The sequence below is a fragment of the Methylophilaceae bacterium genome (assembly GCA_018398995.1).
Classification (GTDB): domain Bacteria; phylum Pseudomonadota; class Gammaproteobacteria; order Burkholderiales; family Methylophilaceae.
Map to the genome: position 1 here is coordinate 277935 of CP073759.1, position 22235 is coordinate 300169.

Genomic DNA, 22235 nt, shown 5'->3' on the forward strand with positions numbered 1-22235 from the left:
GAAAAGGCTTTATAAGAGTGATTACAGACGGGAGTCTATTTTACGTGAAAGGGCCTATAACCACAATCAAACAGCCCTTCAATTTATACAAAAATAGGATTTATGTATTCCACTTACCATAGCCCTTAAACTGCTGCAATACCGCTTGCATTTCATCTTCACTCAGCAAAGACGGGCTTGGTGTCAATTGCAATAGACGCCAATATTGCTCGCAGAGGTTTTCCACTTCAACCGCCACCGCCAAAGCCTCCTGTAAACTCGCACCTATCGCAATCATCCCGTGATGGGCTAGCAAACAGGCTTTACGCCCTTCTAGCGCATCCATTGCAGCATCTGATAATGCTTGTGTACCAAACAATGCATAGGGTGCACAGCGAATGCTATCGCCGCCTGCCACAGCAATCATATAATGAAATGGTGGAATATTGCTATGTAAGCATGCAATGGTTGTAGCGAACATGCTATGCGTGTGAATCACAGCATTCACTTCTGGACGCTGTTGATAAATATCGCGATGAAAGAACCATTCAGAAGAAGGTTTTTTATTGGTTTCGTAGCGCCCATCTAGCTCCATTTCAACCATACTGTCAGCATTCATTGCTTCAATATCAACGCCACTTGGCGTAATAATAAAGCCGTTTTCATGGCGCACACTACAATTACCGGAGGTGCCTTTATTTAACCCCAATGTCACTAGCCTTTGTGCCGTCTTTCGCAATTGTTCTCTCATGGTCAGTTTATCCTTGCGCCAAATTACCAGGGGTGAAAATTCCTTTTTCAGTAATAATACCAGTGACCAAGCGGGCAGGCGTGACATCAAAGGCAGGGTTAGCAGCTTGACTTACGGCTGGCATCACTCTAACTGTCTGCAAACTACCATCAGCTGCTTGGCCTTGCACATAAGCAACTTCATCTTGATGTCGCTCTTCTATTTCAATCTCTCTACCGTGCGCCAAGTAAGCGTCAATCGTCGGGCTAGGCACTGCCGCATAAAATGGGATACTGTTATCATGCGCTGCAAGCGCTTTTAGGTAAGTGCCGATTTTATTACAAACATCCCCATTAACTGCAACGCGATCTGCTCCAACGATGACCATATCAACTTGTCCTTGTTGCATTAAGTGCCCCCCAGCATTATCGGATATCACGGTGTGCGGCACACCATGTTGCCCAAGCTCCCATGCGGTCAAACTGGCACCTTGATTGCGTGGACGGGTCTCATCCACCCAAACGTGAATAGCCAAGCCAGCATCGTGAGCAGCATAAATTGGCGATAATGCAGTGCCAAAATCGACCGTCGCCAACCAGCCAGCATTACAGTGGGTAAGAATATGAAAAGGTGCTTGCCGATGTCGTTGTTGAATCAATGCCAAGCCATGTTGCCCGATCATTTTATTCTGTTCAACATCTTCATCTGCAATATTCATTGCTAGCGCCCAAGCAACCTCAAGTCGTTTGTCCTGAGGAGTGGCAATCAATTGCGTTACCATGCGATTGACTGCCCAAGCCAAATTAACCGCAGTTGGCCTAGATGCAATTAATTGTTGTGCCATTACCTTAAGATACGCATCAGTCGTTTTAGTGACTAGCGCCAATGCAATTCCGTAGGCAGCAGCAGCTCCAATTAATGGTGCACCGCGCACTTGCATTGTACGGATAGCATCAATCATTTTCTCTACCGAATCAATGAGGACAATTTCAAATTCAAAAGGCAATTTAGTTTGGTCAATAATGCTCACAGCATAACTGTGAGTGTTAGGCCAAATAGTGCGGTAATGTGTGTTGTTTACAAACATATAATCTAGCCTTAAGGCAACCTTAATCAAGATAAAAGGGGTTAAAAAATGTAAATAAATGCCTTGCTATTTATTGATAAGTATTTTTTGCGTTTTTCCATCCACAGAATCTGTGGATAACTTTGTGGATTAAAGTGACATAAAAACGTAACTTACCAATTTAAAAGGGTTTTTTATAAAAGTTCATTTTTTAATCTATTTATTTATTCAATAAAATCAATAACTTATCGTATCTCATTGGTTTTATGCTGTTTTTTTCTCATACTTAATGTAACGCTTCAAGTCGTGTGCATAAGTTGGCTATTTTAGGCAAAACGTCCATAGAATTTTTCCTAGTTATTTCAATGATTTGCGACACTGACAAGCCTCTCAAATCGGCCAACTCTTTCGCTATTGATAACAACTCCTTGGGACTATTATGTTGCTTTTTGTCCAGCCATACGGGCGGCATATCAGGTGAGTCAGTTTCTAATACAATCGTTTCTAATGGTAAATTTTTGGCAATTTCTCGAATGTTTAGTGCACGTGGATACGTCATCGCGCCACCAAACCCAAGCTTAAAGCCTAAATCGATAAATACTTCTGCTTGTTGCATACTGCCGTTAAAAGCATGTGCAATACCGCCCTTCACCTGTATTCTTCTTAAGTGTTTTAATACATCATCAATAGCGCGACGTACATGCAAAATAACCGGCAGATCGTAAGCTTTTGCCAATTTAAGTTGTTCACTAAAGAAATACTCCTGCGTCTCTTTATTGTGTTTGGTGACATAGAAATCTAGCCCTATTTCACCTATGGCCACTAGTTTATTATCGTATTGCAAGGTTTTAGCAATCAAAGCGTTCAGCTTTGCTATATCACTTGGACTAATCGAATCGATATACATAGGATGCATGCCCAATGCATAACAACACGCAGGATATTGCTGAGATAAATCAGCCACCTTAGAAAAGTGTTCAGGCGTCACCGCAGGTATTACAATCATACCTACGCCTGATTGAGTAGCCTCTTGTATGACTTGGTCACGATAATCGTCAAACTCAGCGGCATCTAAATGACAATGTGTATCAATAATAGTTAGTTCGGCCATTTAATCAGCTTTATATTCATCACCAATACTTAATGAGCACAGTTGGCTAACACACGAATATCAGGACCAACTTGGCGCACATCAACAATATTTAAGTCAATCGCCTCTGCCATTGTCTGCAACTTGGGTAATGCAAACAAACTTTTTCCTTCATTACCCATGAGTTTAGGTGCGTAATAAATAACTAACTCATCAATTTGTTTTAACTGCATCAGCGCACCATTTAAACCTTCCCCAGCTTCCACCAATAGCTCATTTATTTCGATGCTTGCTAGATGGCTTAATAGGCTGGTTAAACACACTTTACCCATCTCATTAGGGATGCAAAGCAATTCAACGCCCAGCGCCGTTAATTGACTTGCTTTGCTTTCCACATCAGTCGCAAAGGCAATCAACACATGCTTGTTATTCAAAACCTTTGCTTCAATAGGTATGCGTAATTGACTATCTACAATTACACAGAGTGGTTGGCGACCAATCTCTAAATCGCGTACAGTTAAGCTGGGGTTATCTTGTAAGACAGTACCGATACCTGTCATGATGGCGCATGATCTTGCACGCCAATGCTGTACATCTGTGCGTGATGCTGCACTTGTAATCCATTGACTAACACCATTACTTAAAGCGGTTTTACCATCCAGGCTTGTCGCAATTTTGCTGCGTATGTATGGCATCCGCTGCGTCATACGCTTAATAAACCCCGGATTTAACGCTTGTGCTTGTTGTTGCATTAAGCCAATTAATACCTCAATTCCAGCGGCTTTTAGCAACGCAACACCTTGACCAGACACCAAGGGATTTGGGTCTTGCATGGCGATAACAACCTTCGTTACACCAGCATTAATTAAAGCTTCCGCGCAAGGCGGCGTTCGTCCGTGATGACTACACGGCTCTAAGGTCACATAAGCGGTTGCACCATTTGTAGATACACTGGCCTGCTGAATTGCGTGCACTTCCGCATGTGGTGTGCCCGCTCTTAAGTGCGCCCCCTCACCAATCACTTTGCCGTCTTTAACAATAAGACAACCAACACGTGGATTAGGCATGCTTGTGTTTAGCCCTTGTTTGGCTAACCGCAGGGCCTGCATCATAAAGAGGTGATCATCAGGCGTAAACTGAGTCATTTTGCTAAGGTTTACTTCAACTCTTTGAGGGCGTCACGAAAATCATCTGCATCTTGAAAGCTGCGATAAACCGAAGCGAACCGAATATAAGCCACTTTATCCAGCTTACGCAATTCAGCCATCACTAATTCACCTATTTGTCTTGAAGGGACTTCTCGTTCACCTAGCACCAATAATTTACTTCTTATATGTTGTAATGCTTCTTCTATTAGTTCAGCAGAAACAGGCCGCTTATGCAGGGCAAGAAAAAAGCCTTCTCGCAACTTTTCATCTTTAAAATCTTCACGATTACCGTTACCTTTAATCACTTGTGGCAGTCTTAAATCTGCCGTTTCATAAGTAGTAAATCGCTTGTCACAACTTACACAGCGACGACGACGGCGAACGGAATCACCCTCTTCGTTCACGCGTGAATCAACAACCTGCGTGTCATCCGCATTGCAAAAAGGACACTTCATTGCATCGTATACTGTCTATGCGCCATACACAGGAAAACGCGATGTTAATTCATGTACTCGTGCTTTAGTTGCAGCAATGGCTTCTTCATCTGCCGGGTTATCCAATACATCGGCAATTAAATTAGCAACCAACCTAGCCTCTTCTTCTTTAAAACCACGCGTTGTAATTGCTGGCGAGCCTATTCTAATTCCAGAAGTCACAAATGGACTCTCAGGATCATTAGGTATTGCATTTTTATTGACAGTAATATGCGCCAAACCGAGCACAGCATCTGCCGCCTTACCAGTTAACCCTTTAGCGCGCAAATCAACTAAGAATACATGAGACTCTGTACGACCTGAAATAATACGCAAGCCGCGTTCTGTTAATGTTTCAGCCATAACAATAGCGTTCTTTACTACCTGCTGTTGATATAGTTTAAATTCAGGCGTTGCAGCCTCTAAGAAGGCGGTTGCTTTAGCTGCCATCACATGCATCAAAGGACCACCTTGCAAACTTGGAAAAACGCTTGAGTTTAATTTTTTCTCATACTCTGCTTTTGCCATAATAATGCCGCCGCGTGGACCACGTAATGTTTTATGCGTGGTTGAGGTAACAAAATCAGCATAAGGTACCGGGTTAGGATAAACACCTCCCGCAATCAGCCCAGAATAGTGCGCCATATCGACCATAAAATATGCACCGACTTTTTTTGCTATCTCCGCCATACGCGCCCAATCAAAGCGCAAAGCATAAGCAGAAGCACCGCCTATTAATAAATTTGGTTTATTTGCAACGGCTAAACGCTCCATTTCATCATAGTCAATTTCTTCTTGCTCATTTAATCCATAAGCAACAATATTAAACAACTTACCAGAAAGATTAGCCGGAGAACCGTGTGTTAAGTGACCGCCGTGACCGAGATTCATCCCCATAATGGTGTCGCCTGGCTTTAACATAGCAAAATATACAGCCTGATTGGCTTGTGAGCCAGAGTGCGGTTGCACATTAGCGTATTCAGCACCATAAAGTGCTTTTAAACGATCAATAGCCAATTGTTCTACCTGATCAACGTATTCGCAGCCACCATAAAAACGTTTGCCAGGGTAGCCCTCTGCATACTTGTTTGTGAGTTGTGAACCTTGAGACTCCATTACTGCTGGACTGGTGTAATTCTCGGATGCAATCAGCTCAATATGCTGCTCTTGACGCATTACTTCCGCATCGACTAGTTTTGCAATGGCGGGGTCAGCAAGATGAAGTTTGTTTGAATAGCTAAACATGGGTTAATGACTTCCAAAATAACAAGTTAAATAATGGCATATTTTATCATGTCATCTGGTTAGTTAATACTGATGTTACTTAATATAGCGCAGATAAAAAACAAAATACATGCACTAAAAGCATGCATTATTTTGATGCAGTGCCTCAATTTAATACCGCTTTATTATATATTAAAAAAATAACCTATTGATTTTTAATGAAAATAATATTGGCACGCTCTTTGCTAATCAATTATCAGAGCGTAATTCTCCAAAGTTTCGTCTCCTCCCTTTCCCCAACCCACGTGGTTGGGATTTTTTTGCTTTTCCCAAACCAATTGCAACCACGTTATAATAAAATTTTAGTATGTTGGAATTGATAAAGATGAAATGGACAGATACGCAGCGTATTGCTGAAGAATTATGCGATAAATATGAAGATGTTGACCCTAAAACTATTCGCTTTACTGACCTAATGCAATGGGTAATGGACTTAGACGATTTTGATGATACCGAAGAGCACTGCGGAGAGAAAGTTTTAGAAGCGATTCAACTAGCTTGGATAGATGAAGCTAGCTAACAATGTCATCATCAATTCAAGAACATTCACTACCAAATGAAATTTTTAAAGCCTATGATATACGTGGAATTGTTGGTAAAACTTTAACGCCGGCTATTGTAGAACGTATTGGGCATGCATTGGGTAGTGAAGCCTTTGCCCGTCAACAAACAACAATATGCATCGGTTATGATGGTCGTTTATCAGGTCCTGAATTAGCTGATGCCTTATCTCGCGGCATTCGCAAGGCAGGTATTAATGTCATTAATCTAGGCTTAGTTGCTACTCCAGTGGTCTATTTTGCTGCCTATCATCTTCAAACCAACTGTGGGGTCATGGTCACGGGCAGCCATAATCCACCAGATTATAATGGATTAAAGATGGTGCTTAACGGTGATACCTTATCAGGCGAAGCCATTCAATTCTTGCGCCAACGTATTGAAAACAAAGATTTAATAACAGGAAAAGGCACAGAAAGTAGCTACTATATTGATGATGCGTATATTGCAAAAATTAGCCATCATATTAAGTTAGCGCGTTCAATGCAGATTACTGTCGATTGTGGCAACGGTGTTGCAGGCGCATTTGCAAAAAAACTATACGAAGCGCTTGGGTGTGAAGTGCAAGAGCTGTTTTGCGAAGTGGATGGGCATTTTCCAAACCACCATCCAGACCCCTCTGTACCGGAGAATTTAACTGATTTAATCGATGCACTTAAAACTGAGAGTGAAATTGGCTTAGCTTTTGATGGTGATGGTGATCGTTTAGGTGTGGTCACAAAAGATGGCAATATTATTTACCCAGACCGTCAATTATTATTGTTCGCGGAAGACGTTTTAAAACGTCAGCCTAACGCTACAATTATTTATGATGTGAAATCGACACGTCATTTAGCGCCTTGGATTACAGCTCGTGGCGGCATACCTTTGATGTGGAAAACAGGCCATTCACTGATCAAAGCAAAAATGAAAGAGACCGGCGCGGCACTTGCGGGTGAAATGAGCGGACATACTTTTTTTAAAGAACGCTGGTATGGTTTTGATGACGGCCTTTATGCTGGCGCACGCTTACTAGAAATTTTAAGTCAGTTTGATGATCCTTCAGCTGTACTTAACGCTTTGCCTGAAAGCGTCAGTACGCCTGAGCAGCATATTCATATGCATGAAGGTGAGCCGCATGCCTTGATTGCCAAATTACAGCAAACAGCAATATTTGAAAATGCAACAGTGCTCACCATAGATGGTTTACGCGTTGAATACCCTGATGGTTTTGGTTTAATGCGCGCTTCAAATACAACGCCCGTTATTGTATTGCGGTTTGAAGCAGACGATGCAATCGCATTAAAGCGGATACAAGATTGTTTTAGATCGGTTATATTGGCGGCAGCACCCCATGTTACGCTCCCATTTTAATGCATGAGTAGAAATAGTTTTTATATAAGCGTTATTTGGCTTTGTGTTGGCGCGTTGATTTACTTTCTTGCAGACAATATTCAAAATCCAAACAAAATAGGCGCGCTAGGCTCTGACACAGAAGTGATATTAAAGCGTGGTTTAGATGGCCATTATCGTGCAGAGGCATTCATTAATGAACAAAAAGTGAATGTGCTAGTTGATACTGGCGCCACTGGCGTTGCAATTTCCCAAGCAGTAGCGAATAGACTAAATCTTAAAAGTATTTCAGCTATTCGTACAGCAACAGCAAATGGCGATAGCATCAGTTATTTAGTAAGGCTGGAATCGGTAAAACTAGGTGGTATTGAAGCGAAAAATGTTTCCGCTTCGATTGCGCCAGGACTACAAGGCGATGTCTTGTTAGGCATGAGCTTTTTAGGTCGGATGGACGTTCGCTTATATAAAGGCGAAATGACCATTAAACCTGTTGCTGATTAGGTATGTTGTCATTAAAGAGCCAGATTAATATCTGGCTCTTTTATTCAAGTAATCACCGTGGGTTTATCTCGGCCTGTCAGCGCTTTTAGATCTGAGATTTGTAGCGCAATTTGTATCATTTCTGCTAGCGCGTCTTGTGCATCTAAATGGTGATTTGCCACATCTGCCTCAAAGGCCTCTAAATAAATGCGAATCGTCGCGCCTTCTGTGCCTGTACCAGATAACCTAAATACAATACGTGATCCATCACCAAATAAAATTCTAAGCCCTTGTCGCTGACTGACAGAGCCATCAACAGGATCTGTGTAGGTAAAATCATCACCGTTTTTCACTTGATAACGGCCAAACTGTTTTCCTAAAAGCGCAGCAAACTGACCCCGAATGTGCTCAATCACACGATTTGCATCAGTGATTGGAATCGCCTCGTAATCGTGCCTAGAATATACATTACGCCCATACTCCGCCCAATGTGCTTTTACGATAGCTTCAACACTTTGTTTTTTGACTGAAATAATATTAAGCCAACATAAAACTGCCCATAATCCATCTTTTTCTCTGACATGACTAGAGCCTGTACCAAAGCTTTCTTCGCCACACAAAGTGACTTTGCCAGCATCCATTAAATTACCAAAAAACTTCCACCCTGTTGGCGTTTCATAGCAATCAATCCCCATTTTTTCAGCCACACGGTCTACCGCACCACTGGTAGGCATAGAACGCGCTACACCAGCAATACCACCTTGGTAAGCAGGAATTAAGTGGGCATTAGCGGCAATAATCGCTAAGCTATCCGAAGGGGTCACAAAGAAACCTTTGCCCAAAATCATATTTCGATCGCCATCACCATCAGAAGCCGCGCCAAAATCAGGGGCTTGCTCACTATACACAATCTCTACTAAATCATGAGCATAAGTCAGATTAGGATCTGGATGTCCACCACCAAAATTTTCACTTACCTCATCGTTCATGAGACTAGCAGCAGGGGCGCCTAAGCGATACTCTAAGATTTCTTTTGCATAAGGCCCCGTAACCGCATGCATAGCATCAAACTTTACACTGAATCCACTAGCCAGCAATGATTTAATAACGGCAAAATCAAACATACTTTCCATCAAGTCCGCATAGTCAGTGACAGGATTAATGACTTCTACAGTAAAACCACCCACTGTCGTTTTACCCAAACTATCTAAATCAATTTCTGGGATTTCAGCAATTTTAAACGCTTGCATCAACTTGCTATTTTCAAAAATCGCTTCGGTAATTTGTTCAGGTGCTGGCCCACCATTAGCCGTATTGTATTTAATCCCAAAATCCTCATTTGGACCTGCAGGGTTATGGCTAGCAGAAAGAATGATGCCGCCAAAAGTTTGATATTGACGAATAATGTGTGACGCCGCTGGCGTTGATAAAATGCCACCTTGTCCAACGATAACCTTGCTAAAGCCATTCGCAGCAGCCATTTTAATAATTGTTTGAATCGCGATACGATTGTAAAAACGACCATCACCACCTAAAGTCAAAATAGCATTTTTTGGCAGGACTAATGTATCAAATATACTTTGTACAAAGTTTTCGAGATAATTGGTCTGTTGAAAAACTTTTACTTTTTTTCTAAGACCAGAAGTGCCTGGTTTTTGATCCAAAAAAGCTTGAGTTACTACCGTCTTTATATGCATGTCAACCATCTCTAACTCGCTGTAAAAGTGAATTGGTCGGAACGGCAGGATTTGAACCTGCGACCCCTTGTCCCCCAGACAAGTACGCTACCAGACTGCGCTACGCCCCGAATGCACTCGCCGAGTGTTTGATTATTATAAAGCAAAAGAATAAGTGCTTAGGCGAACTGTTATGTTTTATCGATTACAATTCAGATATTTTATACTGTATTAAACGCGAAGTAATTGAATCACTGCTTGAATTTGATCCTTAATGATAATTAAGTTATCTGGTGTTATAGACTGCACATTCGATTTATCGTTTGACTCTTGGTTCGTTTGTGCAGCTGTTTGATCACTATGATCATCCAAACCACCTAAGCGATTACGTGCGCCACTAATCGTAAATCCCTGCTCGTATAGAAGCTCTCTAATCTTACGAATGAGCAACACTTCATGGTGCTGGTAATAGCGGCGGTTACCACGCCGCTTCACTGGCTTTAATTGCGTGAACTCTTGCTCCCAGTAACGCAATACATGTGGCTTGACGCCGCATAAGTCGCTTACTTCACCAATTGTAAAATAGCGTTTGGCTGGAATGGGAGGTAACTGTATGTTCTTAACTGATTCAGGCATGACTAGTCATTGAGGCTCTATGATTATGAAGAGTAATGCTCCTCCACTTTACTTTTTAACTTTTGACTTGCGTGAAAAGTAACAACGCGACGTGCTGAAATTGGAATTTCTTCACCAGTTTTTGGATTGCGACCTGGCCTTTCTGCTTTTTTACGTAATTCAAAATTGCCAAACCCTGACAATTTCACACTATCGCCACTTTCTAATGCAACTCTTAACTCTTCAAAAAAAGCTTCTACCATGTCTTTGGCTTCACGCTTATTGAGCCCCACTTGCTCAAATAGAAGGTCAGCCAAATCAGCTTTCGTTAATGTCATAAATACTCCCTGCCTTACTTTACTAACGTTTTATTGATTCCCAGTTAACTTCTTAACTGTGCGTCGAATTTATTTTCCAATAGCGAGAGCAATTTAGCCATTGCAGCTTCTGCTTCAGAATCCACCATTGTTTTGTGAGTATCTTGCATAAGTATAAGAAATGCAAGGCTTTTTTTACTTTCAGGAATTCCTTTTCCTTGATAAATATCGAACAATTGTATCTTCTGTAACAATGGTATATTCGCCGCATATACTGTATCAATCACTGTTTGGGCTTCCAGATGCGCATCAACAATGATCGCTAAATCACGTCGAATGGCAATAAATTTTGACACTTCTTGATAGACTACAGTTTCTATTTCCACTAACTTTTGTGTCTCTAGCTCAAACAGGATGGTGCTCTTAGGCAAGTCATAATGTTGTTGCCATTTAGGATGCAACTTACCTAGCCAGCCAACAGCCTGTCCATTTATATAAATTCTTGCCGTTTGTCCCGGATGTAATGCAGGATGTGTTTCTTTACGATAGTCCGCCTGATGATGCGTTAACATGTCTACAGTCGCTTTTACATCATAAAAATCAACGTCACGTATCGCCTCACCCCACTGCTCTGGCATGACGGAACCATAACACAAGCCTGCTAAATGGATTTCCTCATCATAGCCTTCATGGTGTCGGTGAAAGGTGCCGCCAACTTCAAACAGCATAGCGCGCTCTTGTTTTCGATTTAAATTATACGTTAGCACATCTAACAAACCTCCCCACAAGCCTGTCCGCATTACGCTAAGATTGCTTGCAATCGGATTTTTCAGTTTAATCGGATGAGCATTGGCTAATAAATCGCGCTCCCAGCTTTCTTCTACAAAACTATAAGTCACTACTTCTTGATAGCCTTGCATTTGCATTGCCTCTTTTAGCCAGTGTTCATTTAGCTTAGTAGCAGGTAATGGCAACATACTTAACTGCGCATCTGGCGTAATGGCTGGAATTTTGTCATAGCCATGCAAACGTGCAAGCTCTTCAATTAAATCTGCTTCACGTTCAATATCAAAGCGATAAGTTGGCGCTTTCACAATAAAGTTATAACCTTGTTCAGTATATATAAAACCTAACTGAGACAAAATTTTACCAATTTCTGTTTTACTGATATCCATACCCAGTACAGAACGCACACGTTTATATCTCAAAGTAACCGACTCGCGCCGTGGCAAGCGATTAACCACATCAATCACGGGTCCAGCTTTACCACCACAAATAGTTAACACTAAGTTGGTTGCACGCTCCAATGCTTGTTGCGTGTTTCCGAAGTCAACGCCGCGTTCAAAACGATATGAAGAGTCTGTACTTAAACCTAAACGACGCGCTTTACCAGCCATCACATTAGGTGTAAAAAATGCAGATTCTAAAAAGATATTACTCGTTTGGTCTGTTACAGAGGTTGGTTCACCTCCCATTACACCAGCCAAAGCAATGGCACCAGAGGCATCTGCAACAACTAAATCATCTGCAAATAATTTAACTTCAGAACCATTTAATAGGCTAATCTTCTCATCTTGCTGGGCAAAACGGACTGTGATATCGCCTTTTAGTTTATCCAAATCAAACGCATGCATAGGCTGCCCAAGTTCTAGCAGTACATAATTAGTGATATCAACAATGACACTCACACTGCGTAAGCCACTGCGCTCTAAGGCACGTAGCATCCAATCAGGCGTTTGTGCATTTGCATTAACGCCTTCAATAACACGACCAAAATAACTGGGACAAGCGTCGTAATCAATGACATTAACGACTAGTGTTTTATTTGAAGTAATGTCAGCCTTAGCGATTGTTGGCAAATTCAAAGGGACGCCAGTAATTGCTGCAACATCACGCGCCACACCTAAAATACTCAAACAATCAGCACGATTAGGGGTTAATTTTATGGTGAATAACGTATCATCTAAACCCAAGTAATCGCGTACATTTTGACCAACCTTCGCTGATGCAGGAAACTCTAATAAGCCATCCGCCTCTTCAGCTAAGCCTAACTCTTTAGCAGAGCACATCATGCCATAAGATTCAATACCCCGCACTTTTGCTTTTTTGATATCAAAATCAGCGAGCTTAGCACCAATCATCGCGCATGGCGCTTTTAGCCCAACACGCGCATTGGACGCCCCACATACAATCTGCAAAGGCTCAGTTTGTCCTACGTCTACTTTGCATAATTTCAACCGATCTGCATCAGGATGCTTTTGTGCAGCAACGATTTCACCTATCACTACATGATTGAAAGGCTGTGCGACCAGCGTCTGCTCTTCAACCTCCAAACCGGCCATCGTTAAGGCATGACCAAGCTCATCAGCATTTATTGCGGGATTAACAAATTGACGTAACCAATGTTCAGAAAATTGCATATTGATATCGATCTATTAAGAAAATTGGCTTAAAAAGCGCAAGTCATTATTGAAGAAATGTCGTAAGTCATTAACGCCATAACGTAACATGGCAAGACGTTCAACGCCTAAGCCAAAAGCAAAGCCTTGATACTGCTCACTGTCTAGATTAACGTGTCTAAACACTTCTGGATGCACCATGCCACAACCACCTATCTCCAACCAACCACCATTCCAACTCATGTCCATCTCAGCAGATGGTTCTGTAAAGGGGAAAAAAGAGGGCCGAAAGCGAACTATTAAGTCATCGCGCTCAAAGAATTTTTGTAAAAAATCTTGTACCACGCCTTTCAGATTAGCAAAGCTGACACGCTCATCCACCCACAAACCTTCCACTTGATGGAACATGGGCGAATGCGTCGCATCCGAATCTACGCGGTAAACACGACCTGGTGCAATAATTTTTAGTGGCGGCGTTTTATTATTTTTTAGCGCATTCTCCATATAATGCACTTGTACTGGCGAAGTATGCGTACGCAAAACATGGGCTTCATCTACATAAAACGTATCGTGCATCGCTCGTGCAGGATGATTTTCGGGAATGTTGAGTGCAGTAAAATTATAGAAATCCGTTTCAATCTCAGGGCCTGTTGCCACATCAAACCCAACCGAGTGGAATAATTGCTCAATTCGCTGCAAGGTCAACGAGACTGGATGCAATCCACCTTTTGATTGCGCACGCGCTGGCAATGTCACATCAAGTGACTCACTTGCCAGCTGCTTTGCTTGTGCAGCGTTTAAAATCGCATCACGTCGTGCGTTGAGTGCGGCTTCAACGCTTTTTTTAACGACATTAATAGCCGCACCAGCTGCTGGCCTTTCTTCAGCAGATAGCTGACCAAGACCTTTCAATGCGTCTGTCAGTAGACCAGTTTTACCTAGGTATTTTGCCTTGGCATTTTCTAGTGCTGTTGTAGTTTCACAAGCGTTAAAATCTGCTTGAGCCTCTGTGATTAAATGGTCTAAATTTGCCATGTCAGTCTTAATTTATCTAATTGTTTTAAAACCAAAGAATCGTCATTATAAATCAATTGGTTTAAGAAAAAAAAAGAGGCCGCAGCCTCTTTTTTTGATGGAAATAACTACGCTGCTAAACCTGTTTTTGCTAATTCTACGAATTTTGCAAAAGCATCTTTATCAAACACAGCTAAATCTGCTAATACTTTACGATCCACTTCAACTGCTGATTTTTTCAAGCCATTCATGAAGCGACTATAGGTTAAACCGAACTCACGTGCACCAGCGTTAATACGTGCAATCCATAATGTTCTGAATTGACGTTTTTTCTGACGACGGTCACGGTAGGCATATTGACCAGCTTTCATTACCGCTTGATTAGCAACGCGATATACATTTTTACGACGACCGCGATAACCTTTAGCGGCTTTTAATACTTTTTTGTGTCTTGCACGAGCGATGACACCACGTTTTACTCTAGGCATATTATTCTCCTTATCGTGTTGGCATCATAGCGCGAACGCGTTTGACATCAGTTGATGAAATAATTTCTGTTCCACGAAGCTTACGTTTTTGCTTCGTTGTTTTCTTGGTCAAGATATGACGAAGATGAGAGTGAGTACGTTTTACTTTACCGTTTCCCAAGAACTTAAAACGCTTCTTTGCGCTGCTCTTTGTTTTCATTTTTGGCATTTTTTTCTCCTTAAGAGTAATTAAGAGTGCTTAGGCATGCCTTTTGGCCACTTCACTCATGAAAATCTAATAACTAGTTATTCTTCTACTTTATCAGCCGTTGTATCTGGTTTAATTTTGTCTACTTTTGGCTTGTCTGCTTTTTTAACAGGTAATTTTTTAACCGGTGCTAACACCATTACCATTTGACGCCCCTCCATTTTTGGAAATTGCTCAACAACAGCACAGTCTTCCAAGTCGGCCTGAACGCGCCTTAATAAATCTAAACCAAACTCTTGATGGGTAATCTCACGCCCTCTAAAGCGCAATGTACACTTTACCTTATCTCCATCTTCTAGAAAACGTGTGATGTTACGCACTTTAATTGTGTAATCACCCACATCAGTCGCTGGACGAAACTTTACTTCTTTAATCTGCACTTGCTTTTGCTTGAGCTTTAGCTCATGCATCCGCTTACTTTCGGCATATTTAAATTTGCCGTAATCCATTAAACGGCAAACCGGTGGGTTAGCATTTGGCGCAATTTCTACAAGGTCAATGTCGATTGCTTCTGCTTGAGAAAATGCTTCTGCCAAGCTTACAATCCCTAACGGTTCGTTATCCACTCCCACCAAGCGCACTTCTTTCGCTGTGATGTCTCCGTTAATTCTTGTACCTTTACCTTTGTCCTGAGCTATAGCTATCCCCTAATGATTAAACCAAATTAAAAGCCGCGCATTGCCAGATTATTTTCCTAAATAAAATTTAGGTCGTTAAACTTTGGTTTTGATGTCTGATTGGATACGTTCAATAAACGCTTCAATCGGCATAGAACCCAAGTCTTCACCTTTTCTGGTTCGCACGGCCACACAACCCGCTTGCATCTCTCTATCCCCTGCCACAAGTAAATATGGCAACTTCTGCAAGCTATGTTCGCGTATTTTATAGGTAATCTTCTCATTTCTCAAGTCAAATTCGCATCTAATACCATTTTTCTTCAGCTTTTCAACTACTTGCACTACATAATCAGCCTGGGCATCTGAAATATTCAACACAGCAACTTGCACTGGCGATAACCAAACTGGCATCGCACCTGCGTGATTTTCAATCAAGATACCCATAAATCGTTCCATTGAACCTACTATTGCGCGATGTAGCATAACTGGACGTTTACGGGAATTGTCTTCAGAGACATATTCCGCACCTAAACGCTCCGGTAAGTTAGGGTCTAGTTGTACGGTGCCACATTGCCACAGTCTTCCTAAACTATCTTTTAGGGTAAATTCAATTTTAGGTCCGTAAAATGCACCTTCGCCGGGTAAATATTCAAAATCCAGATGATTTGCTTTCAATGCATTAGCAAGCGACTTCTCCGCTCTATCCCACTCTTCATCAGAGCCAATACGTTTTTCTGGTCGTGTTGATAATTTCACCAATACTTCATGGAAGCCAAAATCTTGATAAGCTTTGTAAAGCATTTTAATAAAATCAGCAACTTCCGATTCAACTTGCGCTTCGGTACAAAAAATATGTGCATCGTCTTGAGTAAAGCCACGCACCCGCATTAAGCCATGCAAAGCACCAGATGGCTCATTACGATGGCATGAGCCAAACTCAGCTAACCGTAACGGTAAATCACGATAGCTGTGCAAATGATTATTAAAAATTTGAATGTGACCTGGGCAGTTCATTGGCTTGACTGCATAATCACGATTTTCCGAAGCTGTCACAAACATATTGTCGTGATAATTTTGCCAATGACCAGATTTTTCCCATAAAGATTTATCCAGTACAGAAGGCGTGCGCACCTCTTGATAGCCATAATCAATAAACATTTGGCGCATATACTGCTCTATTTGCTGCCACAACGCCCAACCTTTTGGATGCCAAAACACCATGCCTGGCGCATCATCCTGCATATGAAAAAAGTCTAATTGCTTACCTAGTTTACGATGGTCACGTTTTTCTGCTTCTTCTAATTGAAACAAATAGGCTTTTAATTCATCTTTGTTGCGCCAAGCCGTGCCATAAATACGCTGTAACATTTCATTATTACTGTCGCCGCGCCAGTAAGCACCAGCGACCTTCATCAATTTAAAGGCTTTTAATTTGCCTGTGTTTGGCACATGTGGGCCACGGCACAGATCTGTAAAATTACCTTCCGTATAAAGTGAAACGTCTTCATTAGCAGGAATGCTAGCAATAATTTCTGCTTTATAGTCTTCGTTAATGCTTTTAAAGTAAGCGACAGCTTGATCGCGGGGCATCACCTTGCGTGTCACTGGCTCATCTTTTTTAGCAAGCTCAGTCATCTTGGCTTCAATTTTCTCCAAGTCTTCCGGGGTAAATGCACGCTTATAGCTAAAATCATAATAAAAGCCATTTTCAATCACTGGGCCAATCGTTACTTGCACTTCGGGAAATAACTCTTTTACTGCGTAGGCGAGCAAATGCGCCGTTGAATGACGAATAATATCTAAACCTTCTTCGCTTTTATCCGTGATAATAGCGAGTTCACTATCAGTATTCATCACATAGCTGATATCTACAATCGTGCCATTAACGTTACCAGCAAGCGCCGCCTTAGCGAGGCCAGCGCCAATATCCATCGCAACTTCAGCAACGCTGACTGGGGCATCAAATTGACGTTGTGATCCATCTGGTAATCGTATGACGGGCATATATAATCTCTAACTATAAATAATAAAAGCCGTTTATTTTACGGCTTTTTATGTTTTTTGGTAGGCAGTAGCAGATTCGAACTGCTGACCTCTTGGATGTCGACCAAGCGCTCTAACCAACTGAGCTAACCGCCTCTTTCTTTAGAACGCGTGATTTTAGCTGATTGCTCAGCCTCACGCAAACTAACTACCATTTTAATTTACAATTGCTATCGTAAAATTAATTTGACGCTTAATTTGGCTCTTTCATTAGTTGGTTGAAGAGTGCATGTGATGGATAGCCATCAGCAGGCATGCCGTGTTGTAGCTGATAACTTCTGATTGCTTGCTGCGTTTTAGTGCCGGGAAATCCATCAGGATTACCACTATCAAAGCCAAGTGTATTTAACTTAGCTTGCATTGCCCAAGCCTGATTAAAGCTAATGCCGGCATATCCAGCAACCGCCCATCCATTGATAATAGGTTGATCTCGAATAAACTGATCCGCCAAATGACTCACTGACAAAGCATAATTGATGGAGCGATTCCATTTCATTATTACGTCAAAATTACTAGCCACCAGAAATGCAGGGCCTTGCCAGCCTTGCGGCAACAGAATGGCAGCATTATCGATAATAGGTAGCGGTGTACCATCTACTTTTGTTATGCCTAAATTCATCCATTCAGCTGACCCTTTTCTTAAGCTCAACTGTGCTTGAGCATAATCAAATTGTGGTGGCAACTGCACTTCTAGCGCCACAGGCTCACCTGTCTTCCAACCCATGCGGGATAAATAATTGGCTGCTGAGAAGAATGCATCAGGTAGAGAATTCCAAATATCATTGCGCCCATCACCGTCGCCATCAACGGCATAACTAATGAAAGTTGATGGCATGAATTGCATATGACCCATTGCGCCAGCCCAAGATCCGCGCATGTCGTCAACACTGCTGTGCCCAGCATCTGCAATTCGCATCAAATCCATTAATTGTCCACGAAAAAAATCGGCTCTACGCCCTTCATATGCAAGCGTCATTAATGCTGACGGTAATGCATAGCTGCCTTTATAACTGCCATAATTTGTCTCGAGACCCCAGAAGGCAATAATAATATTTTTAGGCACGCCGAACTCTTGCTCAAGCTTATTCAGTAAGCTTCTATTTTCATTAAGCTTATGACGTCCCTCATTAATCCGACTTTCTGTAATACGTTTGTTTATATAAGTAAAAAAAGTAGAAACAAACTCAGGTTGAGATCTATCCAGCACAATCACATTGGGCAAGTATGTTGCTTTTTTAAATGTATGCTCAACGGTTCTTTCAGATATATTTTCCGAGCGCGCTTGCGCTTTAACTGCTTCTAACCAAATCGTAAAATCATCCTGTTCATCTGGAAAAGCAATCACGCTACCCAGCAAAATAAAAATGGCAAATAACACATTAAACATTTTTAAGCATCTCGCTATAGCCAATTTGATAATTAGGATACTTTAGTACAAAGCCACTCTCTCTCATACGCCGATTGCTGAGTCGTTTGCCTGCTATTTTTTCATTTTCATTAAAATGAATTTGTGGTTGTTCTACATTTAACGTTGATGCTATCCATGTCAGTACATCGTATTGCAATGTTGGTAAATCATCCACCCCAATATAACAGTCCTCAATTGCCTTGCCAGATAATACCTGCTCACATAAAAAATGGATGAATCCTGCCGCATCATCTCGATGTATACGGTTTGTCCATTTATGTTGTGATGACCACCGTTTCGGCTCTTTTGCCATATTCACCAAATATTGCCTGTTTGGCCCATAAATACCGGAAAGACGAATGGATGTACTACTGCAATTCAAGCCTTTTAATAAGTGCTCGCCCTCTAATAAGCGCACACCGCCAAAATCACTAGGCAAGGCGATGGTCAACTCATCTAACAAAACATCAGTTTCCTGACCATAAACGCGAGTACTAGAAACAAAGAAAACGTGTTTTAGATGACTATTTTTGACTTGTGTTTTTAACACATTACGCAAACCTTCTACATAATGCAGACGATAACTTTCATCTGTTTGCGCATTTGCAGCAACACAATAAATAAGTATATCTGGATAGATCTGCTCTAGCCGTTCTAATGAATTAAAATCAGTCACATCCGCTTGAATCAAATTGACTTCAGCGGATACTGGCATATTGCTAATGCGGACCCCGGTTACTACATGCCCTTTATTAGACAATAGTTTCGCCACTGTCCCACCGAGATCACCACAGCCAATAATTAAAATATTAGACATATTGTGTTGCCAAATACTTTTCAGTAAGCAGTAAGGCAATTAGCGTTTTGCCATCCGTAATTTCACCTCTCTGTATCATCAACATACACTCATCAAAAGGCAAATCAAATATCTCAAGGGCCTCATCTGCATCTCGGCTATACTCCCCAGCGGTTAATCCTGTGGCAAAATACATATGAATAGCCTCGTTTGAATAGCCAATACAAGGGTGCTGCACACCTAAACTCGTCCAGTGCTCTGCACTATAGCCAGTTTCTTCACATAACTCTCTCTTTCCAGCAATTAAAGCAGTTTCACCACCATCAATTTTTCCAGCAGGCAACTCAACAAAAATCTGTTTTAAGGGGTAGCGAAATTGGCGCTCTAGCACAATATTACCATTGCTTAGCATTGGCACAACAATGACTGCACCTGGATGTTCGACATATTCTCGCTGGCCTAAGTTCCCATTTGGCAGGCGCACTTCATCACGTTTAACGGTTAGCATACTACCTGCTGCAATGGTTGTTGAACTGACACAATGTTCTGTTAAATTAATGCTACTATCCATCCAGCCACCCCTTACCATATTAAATATATTGCATTGATTCAGCAGATTGATTGTAACACTGCGGCTTAACAGCATAACACTGAGCAAGCTGTATAAAGCCATACTTTCACAAGCGCTTACCGACACATCTTTAGCAACACTGACACTTTTTGATATTACTTTGTCTATATATTTTAATGCGCGCTTTTTTATCGTCACTGTTCATGACGATTCATTAGCCAATAGTGATGATCGATTTACACCTCAAAAGCTAACCTTATCAAGTAACTTCGCCTCTTACTTATTCGATCATAGAAAAATAAGATGGGTTGCGTTTATAAAAGCAACGCGATGAGCGGATTAATGACAGAAAAATAATCATCCATCAAGATGACATCTCAAAGCAAGGCTTGAGACTAAATCGTGTATGAGTAATAACTGATGGTTAGCCTAATCAGTATTGAAAACTTGAAACAATAGCAGCGCCACACAGCTCAAGTAGGCCTTGTGGCATCAGCCCGATGATTAACAAGGCCAGTGCATTTAAGCTAAGCACTATTTTCATATCTAAAGGCGCACTAATCGCAGCCGTGTCTAATGGCTCGTCAAAATACATTAACTTAATAACACGTAAGTAATAAAAGGCACCAATAGCCGCCATTAATACTGCAAAAACCACAACCCAAACAAAGCCTTCATGCAGTGCGGCTTGTAATACAGAAAATTTTGCATAGAAGCCGATAGTCGGCGGCACCCCTGCCATGCTGAACATGGTAATTAACATCAAGAATGCAGTCCATGGACTACGCTTATTCAGTCCTTTTAGGTCATCTAATTGTTCAGCTTCATGCCCTCTTCTAGATAACAACAAAATCATACCAAAGCCAGCCAGCGACATGAGTACATAAGCACAGATGTAAAACATACTTGAAGCAAATCCATTTAAGGTTCCGCTCATGAGTCCTAACAACAAAAAACCAATGTGTGAAATAGTAGAGTAAGCCAGCATCCGCTTTAAATTGGTTTGAGCAATGGCGGTTATATTACCAATCGCAATCGAAAGGACTGCCATGATTAATAACATATCTTGCCAGTCGCCAACCAGTCCATATAAACCAAATACTAATAAACGCAATGCCATAGCAAAGCCAGCAAATTTAGGAATAGAGCCAATGAGCATTGTAATTGCTGTAGGTGATCCCTGATAAACATCTGGCACCCACATATGGAATGGCACTGCACCAAATTTAAAAGCCAATCCAGACACAATAAAAACCAAACCTAAAATAAGTACAGGGTTATGAATAATGTCAGGATTTTGCGCATATGCATGCTGCAATCTTGTTGAAATAGTTGCAATGTCCAAGCTGCCCGTCACCCCATAGATCATGCTCATACCATAAAGCAACATACCTGATGCCAATGCGCCTAGAACAAAATATTTCATCGCCGCTTCAGTCGCTCTGGCATTGTCACGATCTAGAGCAACTAAGGCATAAACACACAGCGACAATAGCTCTAGCCCAATATAGATAGTAATCAGGTTATAACCTGAAATCATCACCATCATACCGACAGTAGCAAACAAGAGTAATGCGTAATACTCACCAGAGAACAAGTTGCGTACAACCATATAATGCCGCGTGTAGACAAGCATTATTGCGGCACCAATCAGCGTGGCCAACTTTAATACATCGCTGATAGGGTCGCTGATAAACATGCCACTGTAAGCAACATCAATTGCAAAAGCGTTCAGCGATAAAACAAGATAAGCGGCAGCAAATAAGGTCGCCTGTGCCAAGCCATAGATGATCATGCGGTTATTTTTATTTAGAAATAAATCTAAGATTAAAATAACCATTGCCATGCTAAGCATGACAATTTCAGGCAAAGAGATAAATAGATCGGTATTAATTGTGTCCATG

Annotated in this window: 22 protein-coding genes and 2 tRNA genes; 3 read left to right on the plus strand and 21 right to left on the minus strand. The window is 41.5% G+C overall.

Going from position 1 to position 22235, the window contains the following annotated elements; all coding sequences use genetic code 11:
- Nucleotides 1-100: 100 nt before the first annotated feature.
- From KFB94_01365 to KFB94_01390, 6 genes are all read right to left on the minus strand, one after another.
- Nucleotides 101-730, minus strand: coding sequence for a class II aldolase/adducin family protein (locus KFB94_01365; protein ID QVL45805.1), 630 nt, complete (start codon nucleotides 728-730; stop codon nucleotides 101-103).
- Between the two features lie 7 nt (nucleotides 731-737).
- On the minus strand, nucleotides 738-1796 hold the full coding sequence (gene mtnA, locus KFB94_01370; GenBank protein ID QVL45806.1) for an S-methyl-5-thioribose-1-phosphate isomerase: 1059 nt from the start codon (nucleotides 1794-1796) through the stop codon (nucleotides 738-740).
- Nucleotides 1797-2061: 265 nt separating this feature from the next.
- Entirely contained in the window at nucleotides 2062-2886 is an 825-nt protein-coding gene (locus tag KFB94_01375; protein ID QVL45807.1) for a TatD family hydrolase, read from the minus strand.
- Between the two features lie 29 nt (nucleotides 2887-2915).
- Nucleotides 2916-4010 (minus strand): bifunctional diaminohydroxyphosphoribosylaminopyrimidine deaminase/5-amino-6-(5-phosphoribosylamino)uracil reductase RibD, encoded by a 1095-nt coding sequence (ribD, locus tag KFB94_01380; GenBank protein QVL45808.1) that lies wholly within the window; start codon nucleotides 4008-4010, stop codon nucleotides 2916-2918.
- An 11-nt stretch (nucleotides 4011-4021) separates the two neighbouring features.
- The gene (gene nrdR, locus KFB94_01385; protein QVL45809.1) at nucleotides 4022-4468 is read right to left on the minus strand and encodes a transcriptional regulator NrdR; all 447 of its coding nucleotides are present in this window, start codon (nucleotides 4466-4468) and stop codon (nucleotides 4022-4024) included.
- 15 nt (nucleotides 4469-4483) lie between these two features.
- On the minus strand, nucleotides 4484-5731 hold the full coding sequence (locus KFB94_01390) for a serine hydroxymethyltransferase (GenBank protein ID QVL45810.1): 1248 nt from the start codon (nucleotides 5729-5731) through the stop codon (nucleotides 4484-4486).
- A 364-nt stretch (nucleotides 5732-6095) separates the two neighbouring features.
- Between KFB94_01390 and iscX the strand changes: the two genes are divergently transcribed.
- The 3 genes from iscX to KFB94_01405 are packed head-to-tail and all read left to right on the plus strand — an operon-like array spanning nucleotide 6096 to nucleotide 8161.
- Complete coding sequence (gene iscX, locus KFB94_01395; GenBank protein QVL46516.1) at nucleotides 6096-6290, plus strand: Fe-S cluster assembly protein IscX; 195 nt, start codon at nucleotides 6096-6098, stop codon at nucleotides 6288-6290.
- Between the two features lie 2 nt (nucleotides 6291-6292).
- The gene (locus tag KFB94_01400; protein ID QVL45811.1) at nucleotides 6293-7681 is read left to right on the plus strand and encodes a phosphomannomutase/phosphoglucomutase; all 1389 of its coding nucleotides are present in this window, start codon (nucleotides 6293-6295) and stop codon (nucleotides 7679-7681) included.
- 3 nt (nucleotides 7682-7684) lie between these two features.
- On the plus strand, nucleotides 7685-8161 hold the full coding sequence (locus KFB94_01405) for a retroviral-like aspartic protease family protein (protein ID QVL45812.1): 477 nt from the start codon (nucleotides 7685-7687) through the stop codon (nucleotides 8159-8161).
- Between the two features lie 44 nt (nucleotides 8162-8205).
- Here the strand turns inward: KFB94_01405 and KFB94_01410 are convergent, their stop codons facing one another.
- The 15 genes from KFB94_01410 to nuoN form a co-directional block, all read right to left on the minus strand.
- The gene (locus KFB94_01410; protein ID QVL45813.1) at nucleotides 8206-9837 is read right to left on the minus strand and encodes an alpha-D-glucose phosphate-specific phosphoglucomutase; all 1632 of its coding nucleotides are present in this window, start codon (nucleotides 9835-9837) and stop codon (nucleotides 8206-8208) included.
- Nucleotides 9838-9870: 33 nt separating this feature from the next.
- Nucleotides 9871-9947: transfer RNA gene (locus KFB94_01415), tRNA-Pro, on the minus strand.
- A 100-nt stretch (nucleotides 9948-10047) separates the two neighbouring features.
- Entirely contained in the window at nucleotides 10048-10452 is a 405-nt protein-coding gene (locus KFB94_01420) for a MerR family transcriptional regulator (protein ID QVL45814.1), read from the minus strand.
- Nucleotides 10453-10475: 23 nt separating this feature from the next.
- Nucleotides 10476-10769, minus strand: a complete 294-nt coding sequence (locus KFB94_01425) for an integration host factor subunit alpha (GenBank protein ID QVL45815.1) — start codon at nucleotides 10767-10769, stop codon at nucleotides 10476-10478.
- A 44-nt stretch (nucleotides 10770-10813) separates the two neighbouring features.
- Complete coding sequence (locus KFB94_01430) at nucleotides 10814-13168, minus strand: phenylalanine--tRNA ligase subunit beta (protein ID QVL45816.1); 2355 nt, start codon at nucleotides 13166-13168, stop codon at nucleotides 10814-10816.
- Nucleotides 13169-13183: 15 nt separating this feature from the next.
- Nucleotides 13184-14182, minus strand: coding sequence for a phenylalanine--tRNA ligase subunit alpha (gene pheS, locus KFB94_01435; GenBank protein ID QVL45817.1), 999 nt, complete (start codon nucleotides 14180-14182; stop codon nucleotides 13184-13186).
- A gap of 107 nt (nucleotides 14183-14289) precedes the next feature.
- The gene (rplT, locus tag KFB94_01440) at nucleotides 14290-14649 is read right to left on the minus strand and encodes a 50S ribosomal protein L20 (GenBank protein QVL45818.1); all 360 of its coding nucleotides are present in this window, start codon (nucleotides 14647-14649) and stop codon (nucleotides 14290-14292) included.
- Between the two features lie 10 nt (nucleotides 14650-14659).
- Nucleotides 14660-14857 carry a 50S ribosomal protein L35 gene (gene rpmI / locus KFB94_01445; GenBank protein ID QVL45819.1) on the minus strand — a complete coding sequence of 66 codons (198 nt, stop codon included), beginning with the start codon at nucleotides 14855-14857 and terminating at the stop codon, nucleotides 14660-14662.
- A gap of 77 nt (nucleotides 14858-14934) precedes the next feature.
- Nucleotides 14935-15534, minus strand: a complete 600-nt coding sequence (gene infC / locus KFB94_01450; GenBank protein ID QVL46517.1) for a translation initiation factor IF-3 — start codon at nucleotides 15532-15534, stop codon at nucleotides 14935-14937.
- Nucleotides 15535-15609: 75 nt separating this feature from the next.
- Entirely contained in the window at nucleotides 15610-17517 is a 1908-nt protein-coding gene (thrS, locus tag KFB94_01455) for a threonine--tRNA ligase (protein ID QVL45820.1), read from the minus strand.
- Nucleotides 17518-17575: 58 nt separating this feature from the next.
- Nucleotides 17576-17652: transfer RNA gene (locus tag KFB94_01460), tRNA-Val, on the minus strand.
- A 97-nt stretch (nucleotides 17653-17749) separates the two neighbouring features.
- Entirely contained in the window at nucleotides 17750-18943 is a 1194-nt protein-coding gene (locus KFB94_01465; GenBank protein QVL45821.1) for a lytic murein transglycosylase, read from the minus strand.
- Nucleotides 18936-19781 carry an NAD-dependent epimerase/dehydratase family protein gene (locus tag KFB94_01470; protein ID QVL45822.1) on the minus strand — a complete coding sequence of 282 codons (846 nt, stop codon included), beginning with the start codon at nucleotides 19779-19781 and terminating at the stop codon, nucleotides 18936-18938. The genes KFB94_01465 and KFB94_01470 overlap by 8 nt, the downstream gene beginning before the upstream one ends.
- Nucleotides 19774-20331 (minus strand): NUDIX hydrolase, encoded by a 558-nt coding sequence (locus KFB94_01475; protein ID QVL46518.1) that lies wholly within the window; start codon nucleotides 20329-20331, stop codon nucleotides 19774-19776. Before KFB94_01475 ends, KFB94_01470 begins: the two co-directional genes overlap by 8 nt.
- Before the next feature lie 433 nt (nucleotides 20332-20764).
- Nucleotides 20765-22234: an NADH-quinone oxidoreductase subunit NuoN gene (gene nuoN, locus KFB94_01480; protein ID QVL45823.1), complete on the minus strand. Its 1470-nt coding sequence runs from the start codon at nucleotides 22232-22234 to the stop codon at nucleotides 20765-20767.
- Nucleotide 22235 lies beyond the last annotated feature (1 nt).

Coding starts and splice junctions, on each gene's coding strand:
- thrS (QVL45820.1), bottom strand. CDS start 17,517: ATGCCCGTCATACGATTACCAGATGGATCACAACGTCAATTTGATGCC.
- KFB94_01410 (QVL45813.1), bottom strand. CDS start 9,837: ATGCATATAAAGACGGTAGTAACTCAAGCTTTTTTGGATCAAAAACCA.
- KFB94_01420 (QVL45814.1), bottom strand. CDS start 10,452: ATGCCTGAATCAGTTAAGAACATACAGTTACCTCCCATTCCAGCCAAA.
- KFB94_01430 (QVL45816.1), bottom strand. CDS start 13,168: ATGCAATTTTCTGAACATTGGTTACGTCAATTTGTTAATCCCGCAATA.
- rpmI (QVL45819.1), bottom strand. CDS start 14,857: ATGCCAAAAATGAAAACAAAGAGCAGCGCAAAGAAGCGTTTTAAGTTC.
- KFB94_01365 (QVL45805.1), bottom strand. CDS start 730: ATGAGAGAACAATTGCGAAAGACGGCACAAAGGCTAGTGACATTGGGG.
- iscX (QVL46516.1), top strand. CDS start 6,096: ATGAAATGGACAGATACGCAGCGTATTGCTGAAGAATTATGCGATAAA.
- nuoN (QVL45823.1), bottom strand. CDS start 22,234: ATGGACACAATTAATACCGATCTATTTATCTCTTTGCCTGAAATTGTC.
- KFB94_01470 (QVL45822.1), bottom strand. CDS start 19,781: ATGTCTAATATTTTAATTATTGGCTGTGGTGATCTCGGTGGGACAGTG.
- nrdR (QVL45809.1), bottom strand. CDS start 4,468: ATGAAGTGTCCTTTTTGCAATGCGGATGACACGCAGGTTGTTGATTCA.
- KFB94_01465 (QVL45821.1), bottom strand. CDS start 18,943: ATGTTTAATGTGTTATTTGCCATTTTTATTTTGCTGGGTAGCGTGATT.
- KFB94_01405 (QVL45812.1), top strand. CDS start 7,685: ATGAGTAGAAATAGTTTTTATATAAGCGTTATTTGGCTTTGTGTTGGC.
- KFB94_01375 (QVL45807.1), bottom strand. CDS start 2,886: ATGGCCGAACTAACTATTATTGATACACATTGTCATTTAGATGCCGCT.
- KFB94_01475 (QVL46518.1), bottom strand. CDS start 20,331: ATGGATAGTAGCATTAATTTAACAGAACATTGTGTCAGTTCAACAACC.
- ribD (QVL45808.1), bottom strand. CDS start 4,010: ATGACTCAGTTTACGCCTGATGATCACCTCTTTATGATGCAGGCCCTG.
- pheS (QVL45817.1), bottom strand. CDS start 14,182: ATGGCAAATTTAGACCATTTAATCACAGAGGCTCAAGCAGATTTTAAC.
- KFB94_01425 (QVL45815.1), bottom strand. CDS start 10,769: ATGACATTAACGAAAGCTGATTTGGCTGACCTTCTATTTGAGCAAGTG.
- KFB94_01400 (QVL45811.1), top strand. CDS start 6,293: ATGTCATCATCAATTCAAGAACATTCACTACCAAATGAAATTTTTAAA.
- mtnA (QVL45806.1), bottom strand. CDS start 1,796: ATGTTTGTAAACAACACACATTACCGCACTATTTGGCCTAACACTCAC.
- rplT (QVL45818.1), bottom strand. CDS start 14,649: ATGCCTAGAGTAAAACGTGGTGTCATCGCTCGTGCAAGACACAAAAAA.
- KFB94_01390 (QVL45810.1), bottom strand. CDS start 5,731: ATGTTTAGCTATTCAAACAAACTTCATCTTGCTGACCCCGCCATTGCA.